Source organism: Halomonas piscis (assembly GCF_031886125.1).
GTDB lineage: Bacteria > Pseudomonadota > Gammaproteobacteria > Pseudomonadales > Halomonadaceae > Vreelandella > Vreelandella piscis.
In genome coordinates this window covers 629570-650089 of record NZ_CP119391.1, presented here as the reverse complement: position 1 = coordinate 650089, position 20520 = coordinate 629570, and the positions used below count along the sequence as shown (strand labels likewise).

The 20520-nt window shown below is 62.6% G+C and carries 14 protein-coding genes, 3 rRNA genes and 1 pseudogene; 8 read left to right on the top strand and 10 right to left on the bottom strand.

Features of this window, described 5'->3' with window-relative positions:
- Positions 1-72 precede the first annotated feature (72 nt).
- Entirely contained in the window at positions 73-762 is a 690-nt protein-coding gene (locus tag P1P91_RS03070; RefSeq protein WP_311884438.1) for a type 1 glutamine amidotransferase, read from the top strand.
- Here P1P91_RS03070 and mnmH read toward each other — a convergent pair.
- The 4 genes from mnmH to P1P91_RS03050 form a co-directional block, all read right to left on the bottom strand.
- Positions 759-1868 (bottom strand): tRNA 2-selenouridine(34) synthase MnmH, encoded by a 1110-nt coding sequence (gene mnmH / locus P1P91_RS03065; RefSeq protein ID WP_311884436.1) that lies wholly within the window; start codon positions 1866-1868, stop codon positions 759-761. The two genes, P1P91_RS03070 and mnmH, sit on opposite strands and share 4 nt — an antisense overlap.
- Entirely contained in the window at positions 1865-2902 is a 1038-nt protein-coding gene (selD, locus tag P1P91_RS03060) for a selenide, water dikinase SelD (protein ID WP_311884435.1), read from the bottom strand. Before selD ends, mnmH begins: the two co-directional genes overlap by 4 nt.
- Before the next feature lie 101 nt (positions 2903-3003).
- Positions 3004-4383, bottom strand: a complete 1380-nt coding sequence (radA, locus tag P1P91_RS03055) for a DNA repair protein RadA (RefSeq protein ID WP_311884433.1) — start codon at positions 4381-4383, stop codon at positions 3004-3006.
- A gap of 117 nt (positions 4384-4500) precedes the next feature.
- Positions 4501-4950, bottom strand: coding sequence for a copper resistance protein NlpE N-terminal domain-containing protein (locus P1P91_RS03050; RefSeq protein WP_311884431.1), 450 nt, complete (start codon positions 4948-4950; stop codon positions 4501-4503).
- A gap of 154 nt (positions 4951-5104) precedes the next feature.
- Here P1P91_RS03050 and hisC point away from each other — a divergent pair, with 154 nt between their 5' ends.
- Positions 5105-6166 carry a histidinol-phosphate transaminase gene (gene hisC / locus P1P91_RS03045; RefSeq protein WP_311884429.1) on the top strand — a complete coding sequence of 354 codons (1062 nt, stop codon included), beginning with the start codon at positions 5105-5107 and terminating at the stop codon, positions 6164-6166.
- A gap of 246 nt (positions 6167-6412) precedes the next feature.
- On the opposite strand, the gene rrf is transcribed toward hisC, so the two are convergent.
- From rrf to tyrS, 4 genes are all read right to left on the bottom strand, one after another.
- Positions 6413-6528 (bottom strand): 5S ribosomal RNA (gene rrf / locus P1P91_RS03040).
- Between the two features lie 114 nt (positions 6529-6642).
- Positions 6643-9532, bottom strand: a 23S ribosomal RNA gene (locus tag P1P91_RS03035).
- Positions 9533-9763: 231 nt separating this feature from the next.
- A 16S ribosomal RNA gene (locus tag P1P91_RS03030) occupies positions 9764-11295 on the bottom strand.
- Together the 16S, 23S and 5S rRNA genes form the textbook arrangement of a ribosomal RNA operon.
- Positions 11296-11696: 401 nt before the next feature.
- On the bottom strand, positions 11697-12896 hold the full coding sequence (gene tyrS / locus P1P91_RS03025) for a tyrosine--tRNA ligase (RefSeq protein ID WP_311884428.1): 1200 nt from the start codon (positions 12894-12896) through the stop codon (positions 11697-11699).
- Positions 12897-13031: 135 nt separating this feature from the next.
- On the opposite strand from tyrS, the gene P1P91_RS03020 reads away from it, so the two are divergent.
- Complete coding sequence (locus tag P1P91_RS03020; protein WP_311884426.1) at positions 13032-14156, top strand: anhydro-N-acetylmuramic acid kinase; 1125 nt, start codon at positions 13032-13034, stop codon at positions 14154-14156.
- Positions 14157-14167: 11 nt separating this feature from the next.
- On the opposite strand, the pseudogene P1P91_RS03015 reads toward P1P91_RS03020, so the two are convergent.
- Together P1P91_RS03015 and P1P91_RS03010 are read right to left on the bottom strand one after the other, a co-directional pair.
- A pseudogene (locus tag P1P91_RS03015) lies at positions 14168-15338 on the bottom strand (PilT/PilU family type 4a pilus ATPase).
- Between the two features lie 71 nt (positions 15339-15409).
- The gene (locus P1P91_RS03010; RefSeq protein ID WP_311884424.1) at positions 15410-16444 is read right to left on the bottom strand and encodes a type IV pilus twitching motility protein PilT; all 1035 of its coding nucleotides are present in this window, start codon (positions 16442-16444) and stop codon (positions 15410-15412) included.
- 30 nt (positions 16445-16474) lie between these two features.
- Between P1P91_RS03010 and P1P91_RS03005 the strand changes: the two genes are divergently transcribed.
- Genes P1P91_RS03005 through metW form a run of 5 tightly spaced genes read left to right on the top strand, consistent with a single transcriptional unit; the run spans position 16475 to position 20517 of the window.
- Positions 16475-17167, top strand: coding sequence for a YggS family pyridoxal phosphate-dependent enzyme (locus P1P91_RS03005; RefSeq protein ID WP_311884423.1), 693 nt, complete (start codon positions 16475-16477; stop codon positions 17165-17167).
- A 30-nt stretch (positions 17168-17197) separates the two neighbouring features.
- The gene (gene proC / locus P1P91_RS03000; protein WP_311884421.1) at positions 17198-18025 is read left to right on the top strand and encodes a pyrroline-5-carboxylate reductase; all 828 of its coding nucleotides are present in this window, start codon (positions 17198-17200) and stop codon (positions 18023-18025) included.
- Between the two features lie 60 nt (positions 18026-18085).
- Entirely contained in the window at positions 18086-18679 is a 594-nt protein-coding gene (locus P1P91_RS02995; protein ID WP_311884420.1) for a YggT family protein, read from the top strand.
- A 42-nt stretch (positions 18680-18721) separates the two neighbouring features.
- Positions 18722-19921, top strand: a complete 1200-nt coding sequence (metX, locus tag P1P91_RS02990) for a homoserine O-succinyltransferase MetX (RefSeq protein ID WP_311884419.1) — start codon at positions 18722-18724, stop codon at positions 19919-19921.
- Entirely contained in the window at positions 19921-20517 is a 597-nt protein-coding gene (gene metW, locus P1P91_RS02985) for a methionine biosynthesis protein MetW (protein ID WP_311885671.1), read from the top strand. The genes metX and metW overlap by 1 nt, the downstream gene beginning before the upstream one ends.
- The last annotated feature ends 3 nt before the right edge of the window (positions 20518-20520 follow it).

Genomic DNA, 20520 nt, shown 5'->3' with positions numbered 1-20520 from the left:
CAGGAAAGGCTGATCAAGATTTTGTGTCAATAACCGCTGGCCAAAAAGCCGCTATCGGGCGAGGAGAATACCATGCACGTTCATCTGCTACAGCACAGCCCCCACCACGGCCCTGCGCGGCTCGCCGACTGGTTTTCAAGCATGGGGCACAGCTATACCGTGTTTCACCTTGACGAAGGCGAGCTGGCCCCGCGCCCGGGGGACAGCGATGCGCTGATCGTCCTCGACGGCGATGAAGCTCTGCTGGATCAGCCGCCGGCTTGGCAGCGGGAAGAACAAAAGCTGATCGAGCGCTACCTGGACGGCCACAAGCCACTTTTGGGGTTTGGCCTCGGCGCGCACCTGATTGCCGACGCGCTGGGGGCAACGATTGCCCCGGGCACCTTCCCCGAGGCCGGCTTTCACCCGGTGACTCTGGATGAGCGCTCACCGCTTGACCTGCCCGATCGGTTTCACGCCTTTCTGTGGCACCGCGCTGTCTTCAGCCTGCCGGATAACGCGACGCCGCTGGGCGCAAGCGAGGCCGCGCCGCTGCAGGGTTTTGCCTGGGACGACAAGCGCGTCATCGGCCTGCTATGCCAGCTGCACGCTACCCCGGAAAGCGCCTCGGCCCTGCTGGAACACCAGGCGCCGCCCGCCGGCCGCGACGACTTTGTGCAGCCGACAGCGGAGATTCTCGCCGACGCCGAGCCTTTCAATCGGCTCGCGCCGCTGCTCGACCGGGTGCTGAGCGAGTGGCTGAGCACGGCGCCAGCGTCTTAGCCGCTGGCCGGCATGTGCTCCGCCTGCCACTCCCGGGCGGCGCCCAAACAGCTCTCCCAGTCGCCCACGTGCAGCTCGCGCAGGCCTGCCTCTTGGTGGCGCTTGAGGTGATAGCGGTACATGGGGTCGTAGTATTCGGTCAACAGCGGGGCAAGCCAGGCTTCGTGGGCCTGGCGATCGCCGCTTTCGTGGGCGGCAAACGCCAGCTCCTGCAGCCGCTGCAGCCGGGCAAGCCTTGCGCTGCCCAGGCGCTTTTTCAGCCGCAGCAGGGCATTGCCCAGCTGCTGGCGCATGCGCTGCCAGCCCTCTTCTTCGCCGAAGCGAGCGCAGTGGGCGCGCTCAAGATCGATAATGTAGTCTTTTTGCAGCTGCTCAAGCCGCCAGTCCAGAGGCATTTCCACACGGATACGCGGCGCCTTCTCCATGCCCTGCCAAAACGTCAGCGGGATATTGACGCTGCCCACCTGGCGCGACTCGTCTTCCAGCGTCAGCGGGCCGGAAAGCGACATCAAGCGCCGGGCCAGAGCATGCTCAAAGTCGACCTGGGGCGGCGGCGGTTCGGGCATCCGCCCAAACGCCGACCCCTTGTGGTTGGCGAAGCCTTCAAGGTCCACGCCGCTCTCCAGCCGGTTGATCAGCGCTGTCTTGGCGCAGCCGGTGAGCCCGCTGACAACCAGCATGGGCTGGCTTACTGCCGCATCAACACGGCCGCAGAGCCGCTGGCGCATGGCTTTCCAGCCGCCTTCAATCCGCGGCGGCGCGCTGCCGGCCTCCGCCAGCCACTGCTGGACGATTTGCGAGCGCAGCCCGCCGCGAAAGCAGTAGATCAGCGCATCCGGGTGCCGGCCCAGGTAGGATCGCCAGGCCGCCAGCCGCCCCGCCTTGACCTCGCCGCTGACCAGCTTTTCGCCCAGCTTGATGGCGGCCGCCTGACCGCGTTTTTTATAGGCCAGGCCCACCTGGTGGCGCTCGTCATCGTTCAACAGCGGCAGGTTGACCGCGCCCGGCAGCGCCCCCTGGGCAAACTCCACCGGGGCGCGCACGTCGATCAGCGGATACGCCTGACGCACCAGATCAATATCGGCCGGTATACTCGCCCCGCTCACCCGGCCACCTCGATAAGCGCCTCACTCTCAGCCGGCTTGAGCGTGCCGAACGCGGCGAGCTCGATGCCGTGCTCGCGGCCGATGTGCTGAACCGCGTCGGCGCTTTCCGGGGCGACGGCCAGCAGCAGCCCGCCGGACGTTTGCGGGTCGCACAGCCATTGCCAGTGGACATCGCTCATCGCCGGCAGCGCTGTCCCCAGCGCTTCGCGGTTGCGCACCGTGCCGCCGGGCACCGCTCCGCGCTGGCGGTAGCCTTCCGCGGCTTCCAGACGTGGCAGGCGGCTGAAGTCCAACGATGCGGCCATGCCGCTGGCTGCGCAGACTTCGCTCAGGTGCCCAGCCAGGCCAAAGCCGGTGACGTCGGTCATGGCGTGTACGCCGGACAGCTCGGCAAGCTCGACGCCGATGCGGTTGGAAACCAGCATGGTTTCCCGCGCGAGCCCCTGATGCTCGGCTGCCAGCAGGCCGCGCTTTTCCGCCGTGGTAAGCATTCCCACGCCCAGCGGCTTGGTCAAAAACAGCAGATCGCCGGGTTTGGCCGCGCTGTTGAGCTTCAGGCGCTCAAGTTCGATGAGGCCGTTCACCGCCAGGCCAAAAATCGGCTCCGGAGCGTCAATGGAGTGCCCGCCGGCCAAAGCCAGACCGTGGTCGCGGCACACGGCCTGGGCGCCGGCCATGACGTCGCCGGCGATATCGACGCTGAGCTTGTCCAGCGGCCAGCCGAGAATCCCCAGCGCCATGACCGGGTCGCCGCCCATGGCGTAAACGTCGCTAATGGCGTTGGTCGCCGCGATACGGCCGAAATCGTACGGGTCGTCGACAATCGGCATGAAAAAGTCGGTGGTGGCAATCATCCCGCGACCGTCGCCCAGGTCATAGACGCAGGCGTCTTCGCGACCCTGGTTACCCACCACCAGACGCTCGCTGCTGGCCGGCGGGCCGGCCTTGGCGAGAATGCCGTCGAGCACGTCGGGCGCAATTTTACAGCCGCATCCGGCACCGTGGCTGTACTGGGTCAGGCGAATGGCGCTCATTGAGGTAACTCCTTGGCCAAAACGATGGGCGCCCATTCTAACGCAACCGAGCGCCCACCACCTATGACAGCTGAGGGCCCGACGTCTGGCGCCCCTGTCAGCTAGAGGGCGTCGAGGGCGTCGCTGAGCTTGTCCACCGGGGTCACCGTCATGCCCTTGGGCGACGTTTTGGGCGCGTTGGCCCGGGGCACAATGGCCCGGGTAAAGCCGTGCTTGGCGGCCTCGGCGATACGCTCCTGACCGCTTGGCACCGGGCGGATTTCACCGGACAGCCCCACTTCGCCAAACACCACCAGCTCGCGCGGCAAGGCGCGGTTTTGCAGGCTCGACACCACCGCAAGGAGCACCGCCAGATCGGCGCTGGTTTCCAGCACCTTGACGCCGCCCACCACGTTGAGAAAGACGTCCTGATCGCCGGTAAAAAGCCCGCCATGACGGTTGAGCACGGCCAGCAGCATGGCCAGGCGGTTGTGATCCAGTCCCACCGCCACCCGGCGCGGATTGCCCAGCGCGGACTCATCCACCAGCGCTTGCACTTCCACCAGAATGGGACGAGTGCCTTCCCACACCACCATGACCAGGCTGCCTGGAGCCTGCTCTTCGTTGCGCGAAAGGAAGATCGCGCTGGGATTCTTCACCTCTTTCAGTCCTTGCTCGAGCATGGCAAAAACGCCCAGCTCGTTGACTGCGCCAAAGCGGTTTTTCTGCCCGCGCAGGGTGCGAAAGCGCGAGTCCGAACCGCCTTCCAGCAGCAGCGAAGCGTCGATCATGTGCTCGAGCACCTTGGGCCCGGCAAGGCTGCCGTCCTTGGTGACATGCCCCACCAGCAGCAGCACCGTATTGCTCTGCTTGGCAAAGCGGGTCAGCGCGGCGGCAGACTCGCGCACCTGGGCCACGCCGCCGGGGGCCGAAGCAATGTCTTCCAGATGCATGGTCTGGATGGAGTCGATCACCAGCACTTCGGGCTTTTCGCGTTCGGCCACCGCCAGAATGGTCTCGACGCTGGTTTCGGCGAGCATCTTGAGTCCCTGGGTCGGGAGCTGCAGCCGATGGGCGCGCATGGCCACCTGGGACAGCGACTCCTCCCCGGTGACATAGATAACCGCCTGGTTCTGAGCCAACTTGCAGGCGGTTTGCAGCAGAAGCGTCGACTTGCCCGCACCGGGGTGGCCGCCCAGCAGCACGGCCGAGCCGGGCACCAGGCCACCGCCCAGCACCCGGTCGAACTCGCCAAAGGTGGAGCCCATGCGGGGCACTTCGCTGAGGTCCACCTGGCCCAGATCCACCACCTCACGAGTCAACGCGCCGCTGTAGCCGCTGCGTCCGGATGAGGCACCCGTCGCCGCTGCGCCCGGCCGCGGCGCTGCCAGGCGCACCTCGCTCAGCGTGTTCCACTCCCTGCAGCTGGAACACTGCCCCTGCCACTTGTGATATTCGGCACCGCACTCGGTGCATACAAAAGCGCTTTTGGCTTTGGCCACAAACGTGCTCCTGCAACAATGAGCATGAAGGTCAACGAGCCATTTTACCTGCCGTAAAACAGCAAAGGCGGCCCATGGCCGCCTTTGTATCTTGCCCTGGGGGCTTTAAAACAATGGTTACTGACGCTTGAGGCGCAGCATTTCACCGTTTTCAAAGCGGCGGCGCTCGGGATCGATCAGCTCAAGCGTGCGCTCGTCCAGGCGGAGAAAATAGTACGTCTGGCCTTCGCCGTCCGGCGTCAACTCGTATACCTTGGCATCCGGATCGGAGGGCGTGCCGGTCAGAACTTCCCAGTTGCCGGCGTAGTCTTCGTCCGGCGGCGTTTGCGGATGGTTCATGTAGGAGGCGGTGAGCGTAAAGGTACGATCCTGAACGGCGTCCGCTTCTTCACCCATCATTTCCACGTCAAGACCGATACCGTCACAGTTACGGCACGGCAGCGTTCCCTGATAGCTGACTGCAGTTGGTTCCACGGACTCTTTACTGGCCGTTTCTGTCGGGCCGCCGGCACAGCCTGCCAGCAACGACAGCATGGCCGAGCCGATCAGCACACTTCGTAGTTGCATCGTTGATCTCCTCATGCGTTAAACAGTCAAGTAAAGTGGGAACAGCATAACCGCTCCACACTACCACGCACACCCCACCCTGCGGGTTACTTGCGCTTTTTTTCCTCCCAAGCGACCATGATTGCCACTGTGCCCATCGATTCAGGTTATTGCCATGAGCCAATTCTGGAGCCCCGGCGTACGTGAGCTGACTCCTTACGTTCCCGGCGAGCAGCCCGCCGACCAGGTCATCAAGCTGAATACCAACGAAAACCCTTACGCCCCCGCGCCGGGGGTCGGTAAAGTGCTCCGCGACTATGCCACCAGCCATTTGCGCCTCTACCCCGACCCGGCTTCCACCGCGCTGTGTCAGGCACTGGCCAAAACGTACGAAGTGCCTGACGACAGCGTTTTCGTGGGCAACGGCTCGGATGAAATCCTCGCCTTCGCCTTTCAGGCATTTTTCCGTCACGGCGCGCCGCTGGACGTGCCCGACATCACCTACAGCTTCTACCCGGTCTATGCCCGGCTTTACGATATCGAGCTACGTCAACATCCGCTGAATGCCCAGTGGGAGGTTGACCTGGATGCGCTGGCAAGCGCTGGCGACAGAAGCGGTATCGTCTTTGCCAACCCCAACGCTCCCACCGGCCATGCACACACGCTCGCCGCACTGGAGACGCTTCTCAGACGCGTCACCGACCGCGTCGTGCTGGTGGATGAAGCCTACGTTGACTTTGGCGCGGAAAGTGCCGCCCCGCTGACGGAGCGCTATCCCAACCTGCTGGTTATCGGCACTTTCTCCAAATCTCGCAGCCTCGCAGGGATTCGTCTCGGCTATGCCATAGGCTCGCCGGAGCTGATAGAAGGGTTGGAACATATCAAGGATTCCTTCAACTCTTACCCGGTAGACCGCCTGGCCGAACGTGCCGGCATTGCCGCGCTGGAGGATACCGAGCATTTTCACGCCTGCCGCGACAGCGTTATTGCCACTCGCGAACGCACCCGCACACGGCTGGAAGCGCTGGGCTTTCATGTGCTCCCTTCCGAAGCCAATTTTCTCTTTGCCAAACACGCAACGCTGGATGGCGGCCAGCTATTTGCCGGCCTGCGCAAGCGCGGCATCCTGGTACGCCACTTCGACAAGGCCGGCCTCAGCAACTTCCTGCGTATTTCCATCGGCACCGATGACGAGATGGATACCCTGATTGAAACCCTGGAAGTGCTCTGCGGTTAAACAGCCCCAGGCACTTGGCGGCGCTGGATTCGCCACTGCGCCCGCTATCGTGTCATCACGAGCGCAAGCGAAGTGATCTCCTTGCCTTGCCGTCGCCAGCAACCCCGAGATGGCGTCGCTGCGCTCGCCATGACGCAGTGGCGGTGGGCCGGCACGTTCTTTCTACGTGGTGGGAGCGCCTGTTAATGTCTTCAAATTCCGCGCACACAAAAAACCCGGCGCAGGGCCGGGTTCTCTGTGTTAAGTGCCTGACGATGACCTACTCTCGCATGGGGAGGCCCCACACTACCATCGGCGCTGAGCGGTTTCACTGCTGAGTTCGGCATGGGATCAGGTGGTTCCCGCTCGCTATGGCCGTCAGGCGTAACCGGTGATATATCATGCTGCTGAGTTATTCAGCCAGGGATAAAAACTGTGTGATCGTCTCGTCTTGCGTATCCGGCTCGTTGTCTGCGACCCGACCCCTTGGGCGTTATAGGGTCAAGCCTCACGGGCGCATTAGTACCGGTTAGCTCAACGCCTTGCAGCGCTTCCACACCCGGCCTATCAACCAGCTCGTCTTGCTGGGCCCTTCAGGAGGCTCACGGCCTCGGGGATGTCTCATCTTGAAGGGGGCTTCCCGCTTAGATGCTTTCAGCGGTTATCCCGTCCGCACTTAGCTACCCGGCAGTGCCACTGGCGTGACAACCGGAACACCAGAGGTGCGTCCACTCCGGTCCTCTCGTACTAGGAGCAGCCCTTCTCAAACATCCGACGCCCACGGCAGATAGGGACCGAACTGTCTCACGACGTTCTAAACCCAGCTCGCGTACCACTTTAAATGGCGAACAGCCATACCCTTGGGACCGACTTCAGCCCCAGGATGTGATGAGCCGACATCGAGGTGCCAAACACCGCCGTCGATGTGAACTCTTGGGCGGTATCAGCCTGTTATCCCCGGAGTACCTTTTATCCGTTGAGCGATGGCCCTTCCATACAGAACCACCGGATCACTAGAACCTGCTTTCGCACCTGCTCGACGTGTCTGTCTCGCAGTCAAGCACCCTTGTGCTCTTGCACTCACTGCACGATGTCCAACCGTGCTGAGGGTACCTTCGTGCTCCTCCGTTACACTTTGGGAGGAGACCGCCCCAGTCAAACTACCCACCACACACGGTCCTCGATCCGGATCACGGATCGGAGTGAGAACGCCAATGATGCCAGGCTGGTATTTCAAGGGTGGCTCCCCCCGGTCTGGCGACCGGGGTTCCAGGCCTCCCAGCTATCCTACACAAGCAACATCGGCGTCCAGTGTGAAGCTATAGTAAAGGTTCACGGGGTCTTTCCGTCTGGCCGCGGGTACACCGCATCTTCACGGCGATTTCAATTTCACTGAGTCTCGGGTGGAGACAGCGTGGCCATCATTACGCCATTCGTGCAGGTCGGAACTTACCCGACAAGGAATTTCGCTACCTTAGGACCGTTATAGTTACGGCCGCCGTTTACCGGGGCTTCGATCAAGCGCTTCGCCGGAGCTAACGCCATCACTTAACCTTCCGGCACCGGGCAGGCGTCACACCCTATACGTCCGCTTGCGCGTTGGCAGAGTGCTGTGTTTTTAGTAAACAGTTGTAGCCACCTGGTATCTTCGACCGCCTTCCGCTCCGTCCGCGAGGGACTTCACGTACCGGCGGCGTGCCTTCTCCCGAAGTTACGGCACCATTTTGCCTAGTTCCTTCACCCGAGTTTTCTCAAGCGCCTGGGGATTCTCACCCTGACCACCTGTGTTGGTTTGGGGTACGGTCCCACCGTATCTGAGGCTTAGAGGCTTTTCCTGGAAGCGTGGCATCGATGACTTCCAGCCCGTGGGCTGTTCGTCTCGTCTCTCGGCCTTGAACCACCGGATTTCCCTGATGGTTCGGCCTACGGACTTTCACCGGGACGACCGTCGCCCGGCTCACCTAGCCTTCTTCGTCCCCCCGTCGCAATACTGTGAGGTACGGGAATATTGACCCGTTTCCCATCGACTACGCCTTTCGGCCTCGCCTTAGGGGCCGACTCACTCTGCTCCGATTAGCGTCGAACAGAAACCCTTGGTCTTCCGGCGAGGGCGTTTTTCACGCCCTTTATCGTTACTCATGTCAGCATTCGCACTCGTGATACCTCCAGCAAGCCTTTCGACTCACCTTCATCGGCTTACACGACGCTCCTCTACCACGTCTCCCGAAGGATACGTCCGTAGCTTCGGTACCTGATTTAGCCCCGTTACATCTTCCGCGCAGGCCGATTCGACCAGTGAGCTATTACGCTTTCTTTCAAGGATGGCTGCTTCTAAGCCAACCTCCTGGCTGTCTAAACCTTCCCACATCGTTTCCCACTCAATCAGGATTTGGGGACCTTAGCTGACGGTCTGGGTTGTTGCCCTTTCCACAATGGACGTTAGCACCCACTGTGTGTCTCCCACGCTGGCACTCACCGGTATTCGGAGTTTGCCTCGGGTTGGTAAGTCGGGATGACCCCCTAGCCGAAACAGTGCTCTACCCCCGGTGGCGATACGTGAGGCGCTACCTAAATAGCTTTCGAGGAGAACCAGCTATCTCCGGGCTTGATTAGCCTTTCACTCCGACCCACAGCTCATCCCCGCATTTTTCAACATACGTGGGTTCGAGCCTCCAGTTGATGTTACTCAACCTTCACTCTGGCCATGGGTAGATCGCCCGGTTTCGGGTCTATTCCCCGCAACTTGTCGCCCGGTTAAGACTCGCTTTCGCTACGCCTCCCCTAATCGGTTAAGCTCGCTACGGAAAATAAGTCGCTGACCCATTATACAAAAGGTACGCGGTCACCGAACGAGTCGGCTCCCACTGCTTGTACGCACACGGTTTCAGGATCTGTTTCACTCCCCTCACTGGGGTTCTTTTCGCCTTTCCCTCACGGTACTGGTTCACTATCGGTCAGCCAGGAGTATTTAGCCTTGGAGGATGGTCCCCCCGTCTTCAGTCAGGGTTACACGTGCCCCGACCTACTCGATTTCACGCGATCGGACTTTCGACTACGGGGCTGTCACCCACTATGGCGGCCCTTCCCAGGGCCTTCGTCTAGTCGTTCACGCGCTTAAGGGCTGGTCCCCGTTCGCTCGCCGCTACTGGGGGAATCTCGGTTGATGTCTGTTCCTCGGGGTACTGAGATGTTTCAGTTCCCCCGGTTCGCCTCGTCTCCCTATGGATTCAGGAGACGATACTCACCTTGTGGTGAGTGGGTTTCCCCATTCAGAGATCGCCGGGTCAAAGGTTGTTTGCCACCTCGCCGACGCTTATCGCAGGCTGCCACGTCTTTCGTCGCCTCTGGCTGCCAAGGCATCCACCGTGTGCGCTTCATTGCTTGACCCTATAACCCCAAGGGGTCGGTGTCGCAATGACAACGATTGCCGGATACGCTTGAGACGTATCACATGATCTTCTTGCGAAGATCGTTTTGTCAGCATGATATATCTTGTTAAAGAGCACTGCCTGAAAGCAGTCATAAGCGTCGTGACGGTTCACGGGGCTTATGACTGCTCAGGGGCACAGCGATCAGGCAATTCATTGTGGGCACTTGCCGGGCGGATGACGCATCGGTTAAGGAGGTGATCCAGCCGCAGGTTCCCCTACGGCTACCTTGTTACGACTTCACCCCAGTCATGAACCACACCGTGGTGATCGCCTTCCGAAGTTAGGCTAACCACTTCTGGTGCAGTCCACTTCCATGGTGTGACGGGCGGTGTGTACAAGGCCCGGGAACGTATTCACCGTGCCATTCTGATGCACGATTACTAGCGATTCCGACTTCACGGAGTCGAGTTGCAGACTCCGATCCGGACTGAGACCGGCTTTACGGGATTCGCTGACTCTCGCGAGCTCGCCGCCCTTTGTGCCGGCCATTGTAGCACGTGTGTAGCCCTACCCGTGAGGGCCATGATGACTTGACGTCGTCCCCACCTTCCTCCGGTTTGTCACCGGCAGTCTCCCTGGAGTTCCCGACCGAATCGCTGGCAAAGAGGGACGAGGGTTTCGCTCGTTACGGGACTTAACCCAACATTTCACAACACGAGCTGACGACAGCCATGCAGCACCTGTCACTGCGTTCCCGAAGGCACCCCGAGATCTCTCTCGGGTTCGCAGGATGTCAAGGGTAGGTAAGGTTCTTCGCGTTGCATCGAATTAAACCACATGCTCCACCGCTTGTGCGGGCCCCCGTCAATTCATTTGAGTTTTAACCTTGCGGCCGTACTCCCCAGGCGGTCGACTTATCGCGTTAACTTCGCCACAAGGGTCTCAAGGACCCCAACGGCTGGTCGACATCGTTTACGGCATGGACTACCAGGGTATCTAATCCTGTTTGCTACCCATGCTTTCGCTCCTCAGCGTCAGTGTCAGTCCAGAAGGCCGCCTTCGCCACTGGTATTCCTCCCGATATCTACGCATTTCACCGCTACACCGGGAATTCCACCTTCCTCTCCTGCACTCTAGCGCGACAGTTCCGGATGCCATTCCCAGGTTGAGCCCGGGGCTTTCACAACCGGCTGATCGCGCCGCCTACGCGCGCTTTACGCCCAGTAATTCCGATTAACGCTTGCACCCTCCGTATTACCGCGGCTGCTGGCACGGAGTTAGCCGGTGCTTCTTCTGTGAGTGATGTCGTTCCTGGCGGGTATTAGCCGCCAGGCCTTCTTCCTCACTGAAAGTGCTTTACAACCCGAGGGCCTTCTTCACACACGCGGCATGGCTGGATCAGGCTTTCGCCCATTGTCCAATATTCCCCACTGCTGCCTCCCGTAGGAGTCCGGGCCGTGTCTCAGTCCCGGTGTGGCTGATCATCCTCTCAAACCAGCTACGGATCGTCGCCCTGGTGAGCCGTTACCCCACCAGCTGGCTAATCCGACATAGGCTCATCCGATGGCGGGAGCCTGAGCCCCCTTTCTCCCGTAGGACGTATGCGGTATTAGCCCGAGTTTCCCCGGGTTATCCCCCACCACCGGGCAGATTCCTATGCGTTACTCACCCGTCCGCCGCTCGACGCCCAGGAGCAAGCTCCTGTCGTTTCCGCTCGACTTGCATGTGTTAAGCCTGCCGCCAGCGTTCAATCTGAGCCATGATCAAACTCTTCGGTTTCAATCATATAGTCCGTTAAGCGGACCAAACTTGGCTCAAGGTATCAAACGTCTCAAACGAGACCCGAAGGTCTCTGACGAGTCGCTTGCCTTGACGATAGGTGATTTGTCACCCACCCAGGCAAGCGCCCACATGAATTACCTGATCAACTTGTTAAAGAGCGTCTCGCGTTTTGCTGCGAGGAGGGCGTATTCTACACGCCTTTGAGCGGCTGTCAACGGCGATTGTTTCGAATCGCGTAACTCGCTGAAACCACCGGCCTTTTGGGGCCATTCGCCGCCGGTGACGGCTTGGCGTCGTTGGCAGCGGATGCGTACTATAGGATCTTAAAAGCTGCTTGGCAAGGACCCGGCGGGTTTTTTTCCGGGCCCTTTTGCGATGAGCCATATAGGCGGACACGCCTACTTGAGCATGACCCGCGCATAGCGCTTTTTACCGGCCTGGATCACATAGGCCTGGCCGGTAGGCAACATGGCGTCCCTGGCGGCGGTTTCGCCATCTACCTTGACGCTGCCGTTTTTCAGCATGTCCTTGGCCTGGGCGCTGTTTTGGGTCAGCTCGGCGCGATTGAGAACAGAGGCCAAAGGCGCTTCCGCGCTTCCCTCGAAGTTAACCTCAACCTCGGGCAGGTCGTCCGGCAGCTCACCGTCGGCCAGCTGGTTGCCTGCCGACCTGTGCGCCGTGGCGGCGGCCTCTTCGCCGTGGTAGCGGGTGATCAGCTCTCGGGCCAGCTCCATCTTGATATCCCGGGGGTTGGCACCCTCGTCGACCTGCTGCTTCAGCGCATCGATGGCTTCGTTGGACTTGAGTGAAAGCAGATCATAGTAGCGCCACATCAGGCTGTCGGGCATGGAAACCAGCTTGTTGAACATGGTGCCGGGCGCCTCGTTTACGCCGACGTAGTTACCCAGCGACTTGGACATCTTCTGCACGCCGTCCAGGCCCTCAAGCAGCGGCATGGTCATGACGACCTGCGATTCCTGGCCGTAATGCTTCTGAATCTCGCGCCCCATCAGCAGGTTGAACTTCTGGTCGGTGCCGCCAAGCTCGATGTCGGCTTCCAGCGCCACGGAGTCGTAACCCTGCACCAGGGGATACAAAAACTCATGGATGGCAATGGCCTGGTTGGCCCGATAGCGCTTTTCGAAGTCGTCGCGCTCAAGCATCCGCGCCACGGTGCTCTGGGCGGCAAGCTCGATCATCTTGGCGGCGCTGAGATCGCTAAACCACTCGGCGTTGAAGCGTATCTCGGTCTTGGCCGGATCCAGAATCTTGAACACCTGCGCCTTGTAGGTCTCGGCGTTGCGCTTGACCTCCTCTTCGCTCAGCGGCTTGCGGGTAACGTTCTTGCCCGACGGGTCGCCGATGCGGCCGGTAAAGTCCCCGATCAGAAAAATCACCGTGTGCCCGAGATCCTGAAATTGGCGCATTTTGGTCAGCAGAACGCTATGGCCCAGGTGCAGATCCGGCGCGGTGGGATCAAATCCCGCCTTGATGCGCAGCGTGCGGCCGGAGGCAAGCTTCTCTCTGAGCTCGTCTTCCAGCAGGATTTCATTGGCGCCACGCGCCAGCAGCGCCAAAGCCTGATCCACCTCACTCATCTCTTTTTCTCCACTGACTTTTCTCCACTGACTGTTCAGGCCGCCGGATAGCGGGCGACGATGATAAACGGCGCACGATGTTATCATACCCAGCCTTTGTGGTTGAGCTTTCGCCCGGGAGAAATGGACCGCCTTATGGAAAATGACCCAGCCCTCTACATTGGCCTGATGTCCGGCACCAGTCTGGACGGCGTCGACGCCGCGCTAGTGGCCCTGGCGCCGGACGCGCCGCCGCGCCTGCTCGCCACCCACGCCGATCCCATGCCCGAAACGCTTCGCGGCCAGCTGCTGGCACTGTGCCACGCCGACTCGGTCAGCTTTGCCGAGCTGGCCGCCGCAGAGCATGCATTCTGCCACCTGCAGGCCCGCGCCGTAACGGCGCTGCTTGGGCACTACGGCATTGCCGCCGACGCCGTGACGGCCGTTGGCAGCCATGGCCAAACCGTCGAGCACGCCCCGGACGGCCATGGCGGCGGGCCGCCCTATACGCTGCAGCTGGATAACCCCAGCCTGCTGGCCGAGCTGACCGGCTGCCGGGTGGTGGCAGACTTTCGCCGTCGCGACCTGGCGGCCGGCGGGCAGGCCGCGCCGCTGGCACCGGCGTTCCATCGGGCACTGTTTCATGACTCCGGGGAAGAAAGGATGGTGCTGAACCTGGGCGGCTTCGCCAATATTACCTGGCTGCCCCAGGACGGCGGCGCGCCGCTGGGGTTTGATACCGGCCCGGCCAACGTGCTGCTGGATGCCTGGTGCCAGCGCCACGGGCACGGCCGCTTTGATGAAGACGGTGCCTGGGCCGCCTCGGGAAGCGTCGACCCGACATTGCTCGAGCGCCTGCTGGCGGAGCCGTTTTTCCATCAGCCGCCGCCGCGCAGCACCGGGCGCGAGCTGTTTCATCCAGGATGGCTGGAGTCTCACCTGAGCGGCGGGGAGAGCCCGGCGGACGTGCAGGCCACGCTTGCCGAGCTCACCGCCGCAAGCGTCGCCCAGGGCATTGGCCAGCTGCTGGGCAGCCGGCCACTTACGCTGATTATCGGCGGCGGCGGGGCGCACAACGCCGACCTATGCCGCCGGCTGGCCGCTCACCTGCCGCGCGCCACCCTGCGCTCGGCGGATGACTGGGGCTGGCCCGCCGACTGGATCGAGGCCGGCGCCTTCGCCTGGCTGGCTTACCGCCGTCTGAACCGTCTTCCCGGCAACCTGCCAAGCGTCACCGGCGCAGCAGGCGAGCGGGTACTCGGCGGCGTTTATGCCCCCTGACTGGCGGCTCCCTAAAAGTCGTCGGCATCGCGCAGGGATAGCCCTCTGGGCACCCGGCTCTCCAGCGTCGCGCCTTTTTGTACGGCATCAAGCTCGGCGCCGAACTTCAGCATCAGGCGCAGGTTGTTGGCCGAGTCGGCGTGGGCCAGCGCTACGCTCTCGCTGACTTTGCCTGCCTGCACCAGGTCACAAAGCGCCTGGTCGAAGGTTTGCATGCCGCCATCGCGCGAGCGGGCCATGGCTTCCTTGATGTCGCCGATGCGTCCCTTGCGGATCAGATCGGCAATGCGCGGCGAGCGCAGCATGATTTCAACGGCCGCACAGCGCGCTTCGTCCGGGGTGGGCAACAGCTGCTGAGCCACAATCGCGTGCAGATTGAGCGACAAATCCGTGAGGATCTGCTCGTGCTGCTCGTAGGGAAAAAAGTGCAGGATACGATCCAGCGCCTGATTGGCGTTGTTGGCGTGCAGCGTGGCCAGGCACAGGTGACCCGTCTCGGCAAAGGTCAGCGCGTGCTCCATGGTTTCCCGAGTACGGATCTCGCCGATCAGGATCACGTCCGGCGCCTGGCGCAGGGTGTTTTTCAGCGCTGCCTCAAACGACTCGGTATCGATGCCCACTTCGCGCTGATTGACGATACCGCGCTTGTGCGGGTGTATGTACTCGATCGGGTCCTCGATGCTGATAATATGCCCGCCGACGGTTTCGTTGCGTTCCTGAATCATGGCCGCCAGCGTCGTCGACTTGCCCGTGCCGGTGCCGCCCACCACCAGTACCAGACCGCGCCTTTTTTGCGCCAGGCCGGCAAGCGAGCCGGGCACCCCCAACGTCGAAAGCCGGGGGGACTTCCAGCGCAATGCGACGCACCACCATCGCTACCTGGTGACGCTGCTGGAAGGCATTCACCCGAAAACGCCCGGTGCCGCTCAGGCTCAGCGCAAAGTTGACCTCCCGGGTCTGCTCAAACTCATCGTGCAGCCCCGCAGGCAAAACGTGCATGACAAGATCGGTAACCTGCTGGACATCCAGCGGCTGCGCGGTGACGGGCTCCAGCCCCGTCGGCATTTTCAGCGTGGGCGGCACGCCAACGGAAATCAGCAGGTCCGATGCCTGGCGCTCGATCATGGTCGTCAGCAAAGTGTGAACCAGCTGCTCCGCTGACGCGTCGGCGGTGCTTTCCATATGCCCTCCTTTTCTTGCTGCTTGCGCAAGACTCCGTGCGCCTTCCCTGGCAGCTGCCCCTGCCCGACGCCTTACAGCGCCAGCGGTGCCTTGGCCTGGGACTGCGCCTGCTCGCGGCCGATAACGCCTTGTCGCACCAGCTTGATCAAAGCCGCGTCAAGCGTCTGCATGCCCAGGCTCCCGCCGGTCTGCATCGCCGAGTGAATCTGGGCAATCTTGTCTTCGCGGATGAGGTTGCGCACCGCCGGCGTGGCCACGAGGATTTCGTGGGCGGCCACGCGCCCGCCGCCCTCGCGCTTGAGCAGCGTCTGGGAAATCACCGCCTGCAGCGATTCGGAGAGCATCGAGCGCACCATGCCTTTCTCCGCCCCGGGGAAGACGTCGATGATACGGTCAACGGTCTTGGCCGCCGAGGTCGTATGCAGCGTGCCAAACACCAGATGGCCGGTCTCGGCCGCGGTCAGCGCCAGGCGAATGGTTTCCAGGTCGCGCAGCTCGCCCACGAGAATCACGTCGGGGCCTTCGCGCAGAGCGCTGCGCAGGGCATCGGCAAAGCTGCGGGTATCGCGGTGCACTTCGCGCTGGTTGACAAGGCAGCGCTTGCTCTCGTGGACAAATTCCACCGGGTCTTCAATGGTCAGAATATGCTCGTGGCGATGGCGATTGACGTAATCAACCATGGCCGCAAGCGTTGTGCTCTTGCCCGACCCGGTAGGGCCGGTGACCAGCACCAGCCCCCGCGGCAGCATGGCGAGCCGCTCGAACACCTCCCCCATGCCCAGATCTTCCATGGACAGCACTTCGCTTGGGATGGTACGAAAGACCGCGCCCGCCCCGCGCGCCTGGTTGAAAGCGTTCACGCGAAAGCGCGCGACGCCCGGCAGCTCGAACGAGAAGTCCGCCTCCAGGTGCTCCTCGTAGTCCCGGCGCTGGTCATCATTCATGACGTCGTAGATCAGCCGGCGCACGGCGGTATTATCCATTTCCGGCACATCCAGCCTTCGCATGTCGCCATCAACGCGTATCATGGGCGGCAAGCCGGCCGACAGATGCAGGTCAGAGGCGTTCTGCTTTGCCGCAAATGCCAGCAGTTCAGTAATATCCATTTTTTCCCCAGCTACGGTAATGTGTTGAGCATGACAAACGACGCCCTTTCCGACTCTCTTGCCCGCGTGCGCCAGCGCCTGGCCCGCGCCCTTGAAAGCGCCGGCCGGCCGGCGGGCGATGCCCGCATGCTGGCGGTGAGCAAGACACAGCCGGCAGCGGCGATCCGCCATGCCCACCGCCTCGATCAGCGCCATTTTGGCGAAAGCTATCTGCAGGAAGCCCTGGACAAGCAGGCCGAGCTTGACGATCTGGACGACATCGTCTGGCATTTCGTCGGCCCGCTGCAGTCGAACAAGACTCGCGCCGTCGCCGAGCGCTTCGCCTGGGTGCACAGCGTGGATCGCCTCAAGGTCGCCCGCCGCCTCAGCGAACAGCGCCCGGACGCTCTGCCGCCGCTCAATATCTGCCTGCAGGTCAACATCAGCCGCGAGGCCTCCAAGTCCGGCGTCATGCCCGAGGCGCTCGGCGAGCTTGCCCGGGCCGTGGCGGCGCTTCCCGGCCTGTCGCTTCGCGGCCTGATGGCCATTCCCGCGCCGGCCGAGACGTTCGACGCCCAGCGCCGGCCGCTGGCCGAGCTGCGCACCTGCCTGGATGACCTCAAGCGAACCCTCGATGCGCCCCTGGATACGCTTTCCATGGGCATGAGCGGCGACCTTGAGGCCGCCGTCGCGGAAGGCGCGACGCTGGTGAGGCTCGGCACTGCCGTTTTTGGCTCCCGCTAACGCTTCGGATAATGACATCAGGATAACCCCATGGACACCCAAATAACATTCATCGGCGCGGGCAACATGGCCAGCGCCATCATCGGCGGACTGACCCAGAGCGGTACCGCCGCAGACTCTATTACCGCCACGGCGCCCGACCGGGATCAGCTGGCCGACATCGGCGCACGCCTGGGCATTCGCACCACTGCCGACAACGCCGCCGCCGCGGCTACGGCCGACGTGCTGGTGCTGGCGGTCAAGCCCCAGCTCATGCGCGAGGTATGCCAGGGGCTTGCCGAGAGCGTGCAGCAGGCGCGCCCGCTGATCATTTCCATTGCCGCGGGGCTTGATGCCACGACCATCGACGGCTGGCTCGGCGGCGGCAATGCCCTGGTGCGCTGCATGCCCAATACCCCCTCGCTGGTCGGCCAGGGAGCCAGCGGCCTTTACGCCAACGATCGCGTCAGTAACGCCCAGCGCGACACCGCTACCCGGCTGATGCAGGCCGTGGGCCTGGTCGAGTGGGTCGACGACGAGTCGCTGCTCGACGCCGTCACCGCGGTGTCCGGCAGCGCACCGGCCTACTTTTTCCTGATGTTTGAAGCCATGGAAGACGCCGGCGTTCGGCTCGGCCTGCCCGCCGACACCGCCCGCCGGCTGGCCATACAAACGGCGCTGGGCGCTGCCACCATGGCCGGGCAGAGCGAGCACGACCCGGCCACGCTCAAGCAGAACGTGATGTCGCCGGGGGGCACCACCGAGCGCGCCATCGCCACGCTCGAAGACGCCAACCTGCGCCGGGCCATGGATGACGCCATACAGGCCTGCGCCGAGCGTGCCCGGCAGATGGCCGCCGAGCTGAGCGGCGAACGCTGACCGCCGTGCCGATACACCCGACAACCTACTTGCACCCGCTACCACCACGGAGATTTCACCATGGGCACCCAACTCGGCAACGCCGGGCTAATGCTGATCAACACGCTCATCGGCATTTACCTGTTCATTCTCATGCTGCGCTTTTTGCTGCAGGCATCGGGAGCCGATTACTACAACCCCATGAGCCAGTCGGTGGTCAAGATTACCCAGCCAGTGGTACAGCCGTTTCAACAGTTTCTTGGCCCCGTGGCCGGGCGCTTCGACCTGGCCACCCTGGCGGCGGGCTTTGTGCTCAAGGTGCTTGGCATCATCGCCATCTTCATGATCATCGGTATCGGTATCCCGCCCTTGGGCGGCGTGCTGATTGCCGGAGTGGCAGCGATTCTCGGCGCCATCCTCAAGATCTACTTTTTTGCGCTCATCGTGATGATCATCCTCAGCTGGGTGGCCCCCAACGCCAGCCACCCCGGGGCACTTCTGGTCATGCAGCTGGTCGAGCCGATCATGGCGCCGGTGCGTCGCGTCATTCCGCCGCTGGGGATGATCGATCTTTCGCCGATTGTGGTCTTCATCGGCATCAACCTGCTGGATGGGCTGGTCGTGGGTGCGCTGACGCGCGCCGCCGGCATTTCCGGTAGGCTGGTAGGGTTATGACGTTCCGAGCCACGATTTCTTTACCTGACACGACGATCTTTCATGCCTGATTCACGTTCAGCCGACCCGGAGCGCCAGCTGCCGCCGGACTCGGTGGGGCTGGTTACCCCCGAGGTCGCCCACTTCGCTGCGCCGCTCGAACTTGCCTGCGGCAAAACCCTGCCCGCCTACGATCTGGTGTATGAAACCTACGGCAGGCTCAACGCCGAGCGCAGCAACGCCGTGCTGGTCTGCCACGCGCTGTCCGGCCACCATCATGCGGCAGGCTATCACCATTCGGACGATCGCAAGCCCGGCTGGTGGGACGCCTACATCGGCCCGGGCAAGCCGGTGGACACCAACCGCTTTTTCGTAGTGTCGGTCAACAACCTCGGCGGCTGCCACGGCAGCACCGGTCCGCTGAGCCACAACCCGGAAACGGGCCGTCTCTGGGGGCCCGACTTCCCCGTGGTCACGGTCAGCGACTGGGTGCACAGCCAGGCGCGGCTGGCCGACCGGCTGGGAATCGAACGCTTTGCCGCCGTGATTGGCGGCAGCCTCGGCGGCATGCAGGTGATGCAGTGGAGCATCGACTATCCCGAGCGCATTGCCAGCGCGGCGGTGATTGCCGCCACGCCCAGGCTTTCGGCCCAGAATATCGCCTTCAACGAAGTCGCGCGCCAGGCCATCCGCTCGGACCCCGACTTTCACGCCGGCCGGTACGCCGAGCACGACGCGGTGCCCAAGCGCGGGCTGAAGCTGGCGCGCATGGTGGGCCACATCACCTATCTGTCGGAAGACGCCATGGGCTCCAAGTTCGGCCGCGACCTGCGCAGCAATGACCTGCACTTCGGCTTCGACGTGGAGTTCCAGGTGGAATCCTATCTGCGCTATCAGGGCGACACCTTCTCTACCACCTTTGACGCCAACACCTACCTGCTGATGACCAAGGCGCTGGACTACTTCGACCCGGCTGCCAGCCACGACGGCGATTTGGCCCGAGCGCTGTCCCCGGCGCAGTGTCCGTTTCTGATACTGAGCTTTTCCTCGGACTGGCGCTTCCCCCCGGCGCGTTCCCGGGAGCTGGTCGACGCCCTGATCCACGCCGGCAAGCGAGTCAGCTACGCCAACATCGTCTCGCCCTACGGCCACGACGCCTTTTTGCTGCCCGAGCCGCGCTACCGGGCGATTTTCAGCGCTTTCCTGCAGCGGGTAGCGCCGGCGTCGGGCCCCGAGGATACGTCAGAGGAGCCCCGGCCATGATGCGCGCCGATCTCACCATCATTTATGACTGGATAGCCCCCAACGCCCACGTACTCGACCTGGCCTGCGGCGACGGCGTGCTGCTGGAGGCGCTCGCCCGGCACAAGGGGGTAACCGGCTACGGCCTGGAGATCGACAGCGACGGCATCACCGGCTGCGTGGCCCGGGGGGTGAGCGTCATCGAGCACAACCTCGACGACGGCCTGGCAAGCTTCCACGACCAGAGCTACGATCAGGTGATCATGACCCAGGCGCTTCAGGCCCTGCGCCGCCCGGACCTGATGCTTCACGAAATGCTCCGCGTGGCCGACGAGGGCATCATCACCTTTCCCAACTTTGCCTACTGGCGCCACCGCGTGCACCTGGGGCTACGCGGGTACATGCCGGTATCCAAGTCGCTGCCCTATGCCTGGTACGACACGCCCAACATCCACCTCTCGACCTTCAACGACTTTGAGCACCTGTGCCGCGATCAGGGACTGGTCATCGTTGACCGCGCGGTGGGCGTAGGCAACCATCGGGGCCACTGGACATCTCGCTGGTGGCCCAACCTGTTCGGCGAAATCGCGATTTTTCGCGTCCGCCGGCAGTCATAGGGC

Excerpts from the sequence above, each read along its gene's own strand:
- P1P91_RS02995 (WP_311884420.1), top strand. The coding sequence starts at position 18,086 with ATGGGCACCCAACTCGGCAACGCCGGGCTAATGCTGATCAACACGCTC.
- proC (WP_311884421.1), top strand. The coding sequence starts at position 17,198 with ATGGACACCCAAATAACATTCATCGGCGCGGGCAACATGGCCAGCGCC.
- P1P91_RS03010 (WP_311884424.1), bottom strand. The coding sequence starts at position 16,444 with ATGGATATTACTGAACTGCTGGCATTTGCGGCAAAGCAGAACGCCTCT.
- metX (WP_311884419.1), top strand. The coding sequence starts at position 18,722 with ATGCCTGATTCACGTTCAGCCGACCCGGAGCGCCAGCTGCCGCCGGAC.
- selD (WP_311884435.1), bottom strand. The coding sequence starts at position 2,902 with ATGAGCGCCATTCGCCTGACCCAGTACAGCCACGGTGCCGGATGCGGC.
- P1P91_RS03005 (WP_311884423.1), top strand. The coding sequence starts at position 16,475 with ATGACAAACGACGCCCTTTCCGACTCTCTTGCCCGCGTGCGCCAGCGC.
- P1P91_RS03020 (WP_311884426.1), top strand. The coding sequence starts at position 13,032 with ATGGAAAATGACCCAGCCCTCTACATTGGCCTGATGTCCGGCACCAGT.
- hisC (WP_311884429.1), top strand. The coding sequence starts at position 5,105 with ATGAGCCAATTCTGGAGCCCCGGCGTACGTGAGCTGACTCCTTACGTT.
- P1P91_RS03070 (WP_311884438.1), top strand. The coding sequence starts at position 73 with ATGCACGTTCATCTGCTACAGCACAGCCCCCACCACGGCCCTGCGCGG.
- tyrS (WP_311884428.1), bottom strand. The coding sequence starts at position 12,896 with ATGAGTGAGGTGGATCAGGCTTTGGCGCTGCTGGCGCGTGGCGCCAAT.
- P1P91_RS03050 (WP_311884431.1), bottom strand. The coding sequence starts at position 4,950 with ATGCAACTACGAAGTGTGCTGATCGGCTCGGCCATGCTGTCGTTGCTG.
- metW (WP_311885671.1), top strand. The coding sequence starts at position 19,921 with ATGCGCGCCGATCTCACCATCATTTATGACTGGATAGCCCCCAACGCC.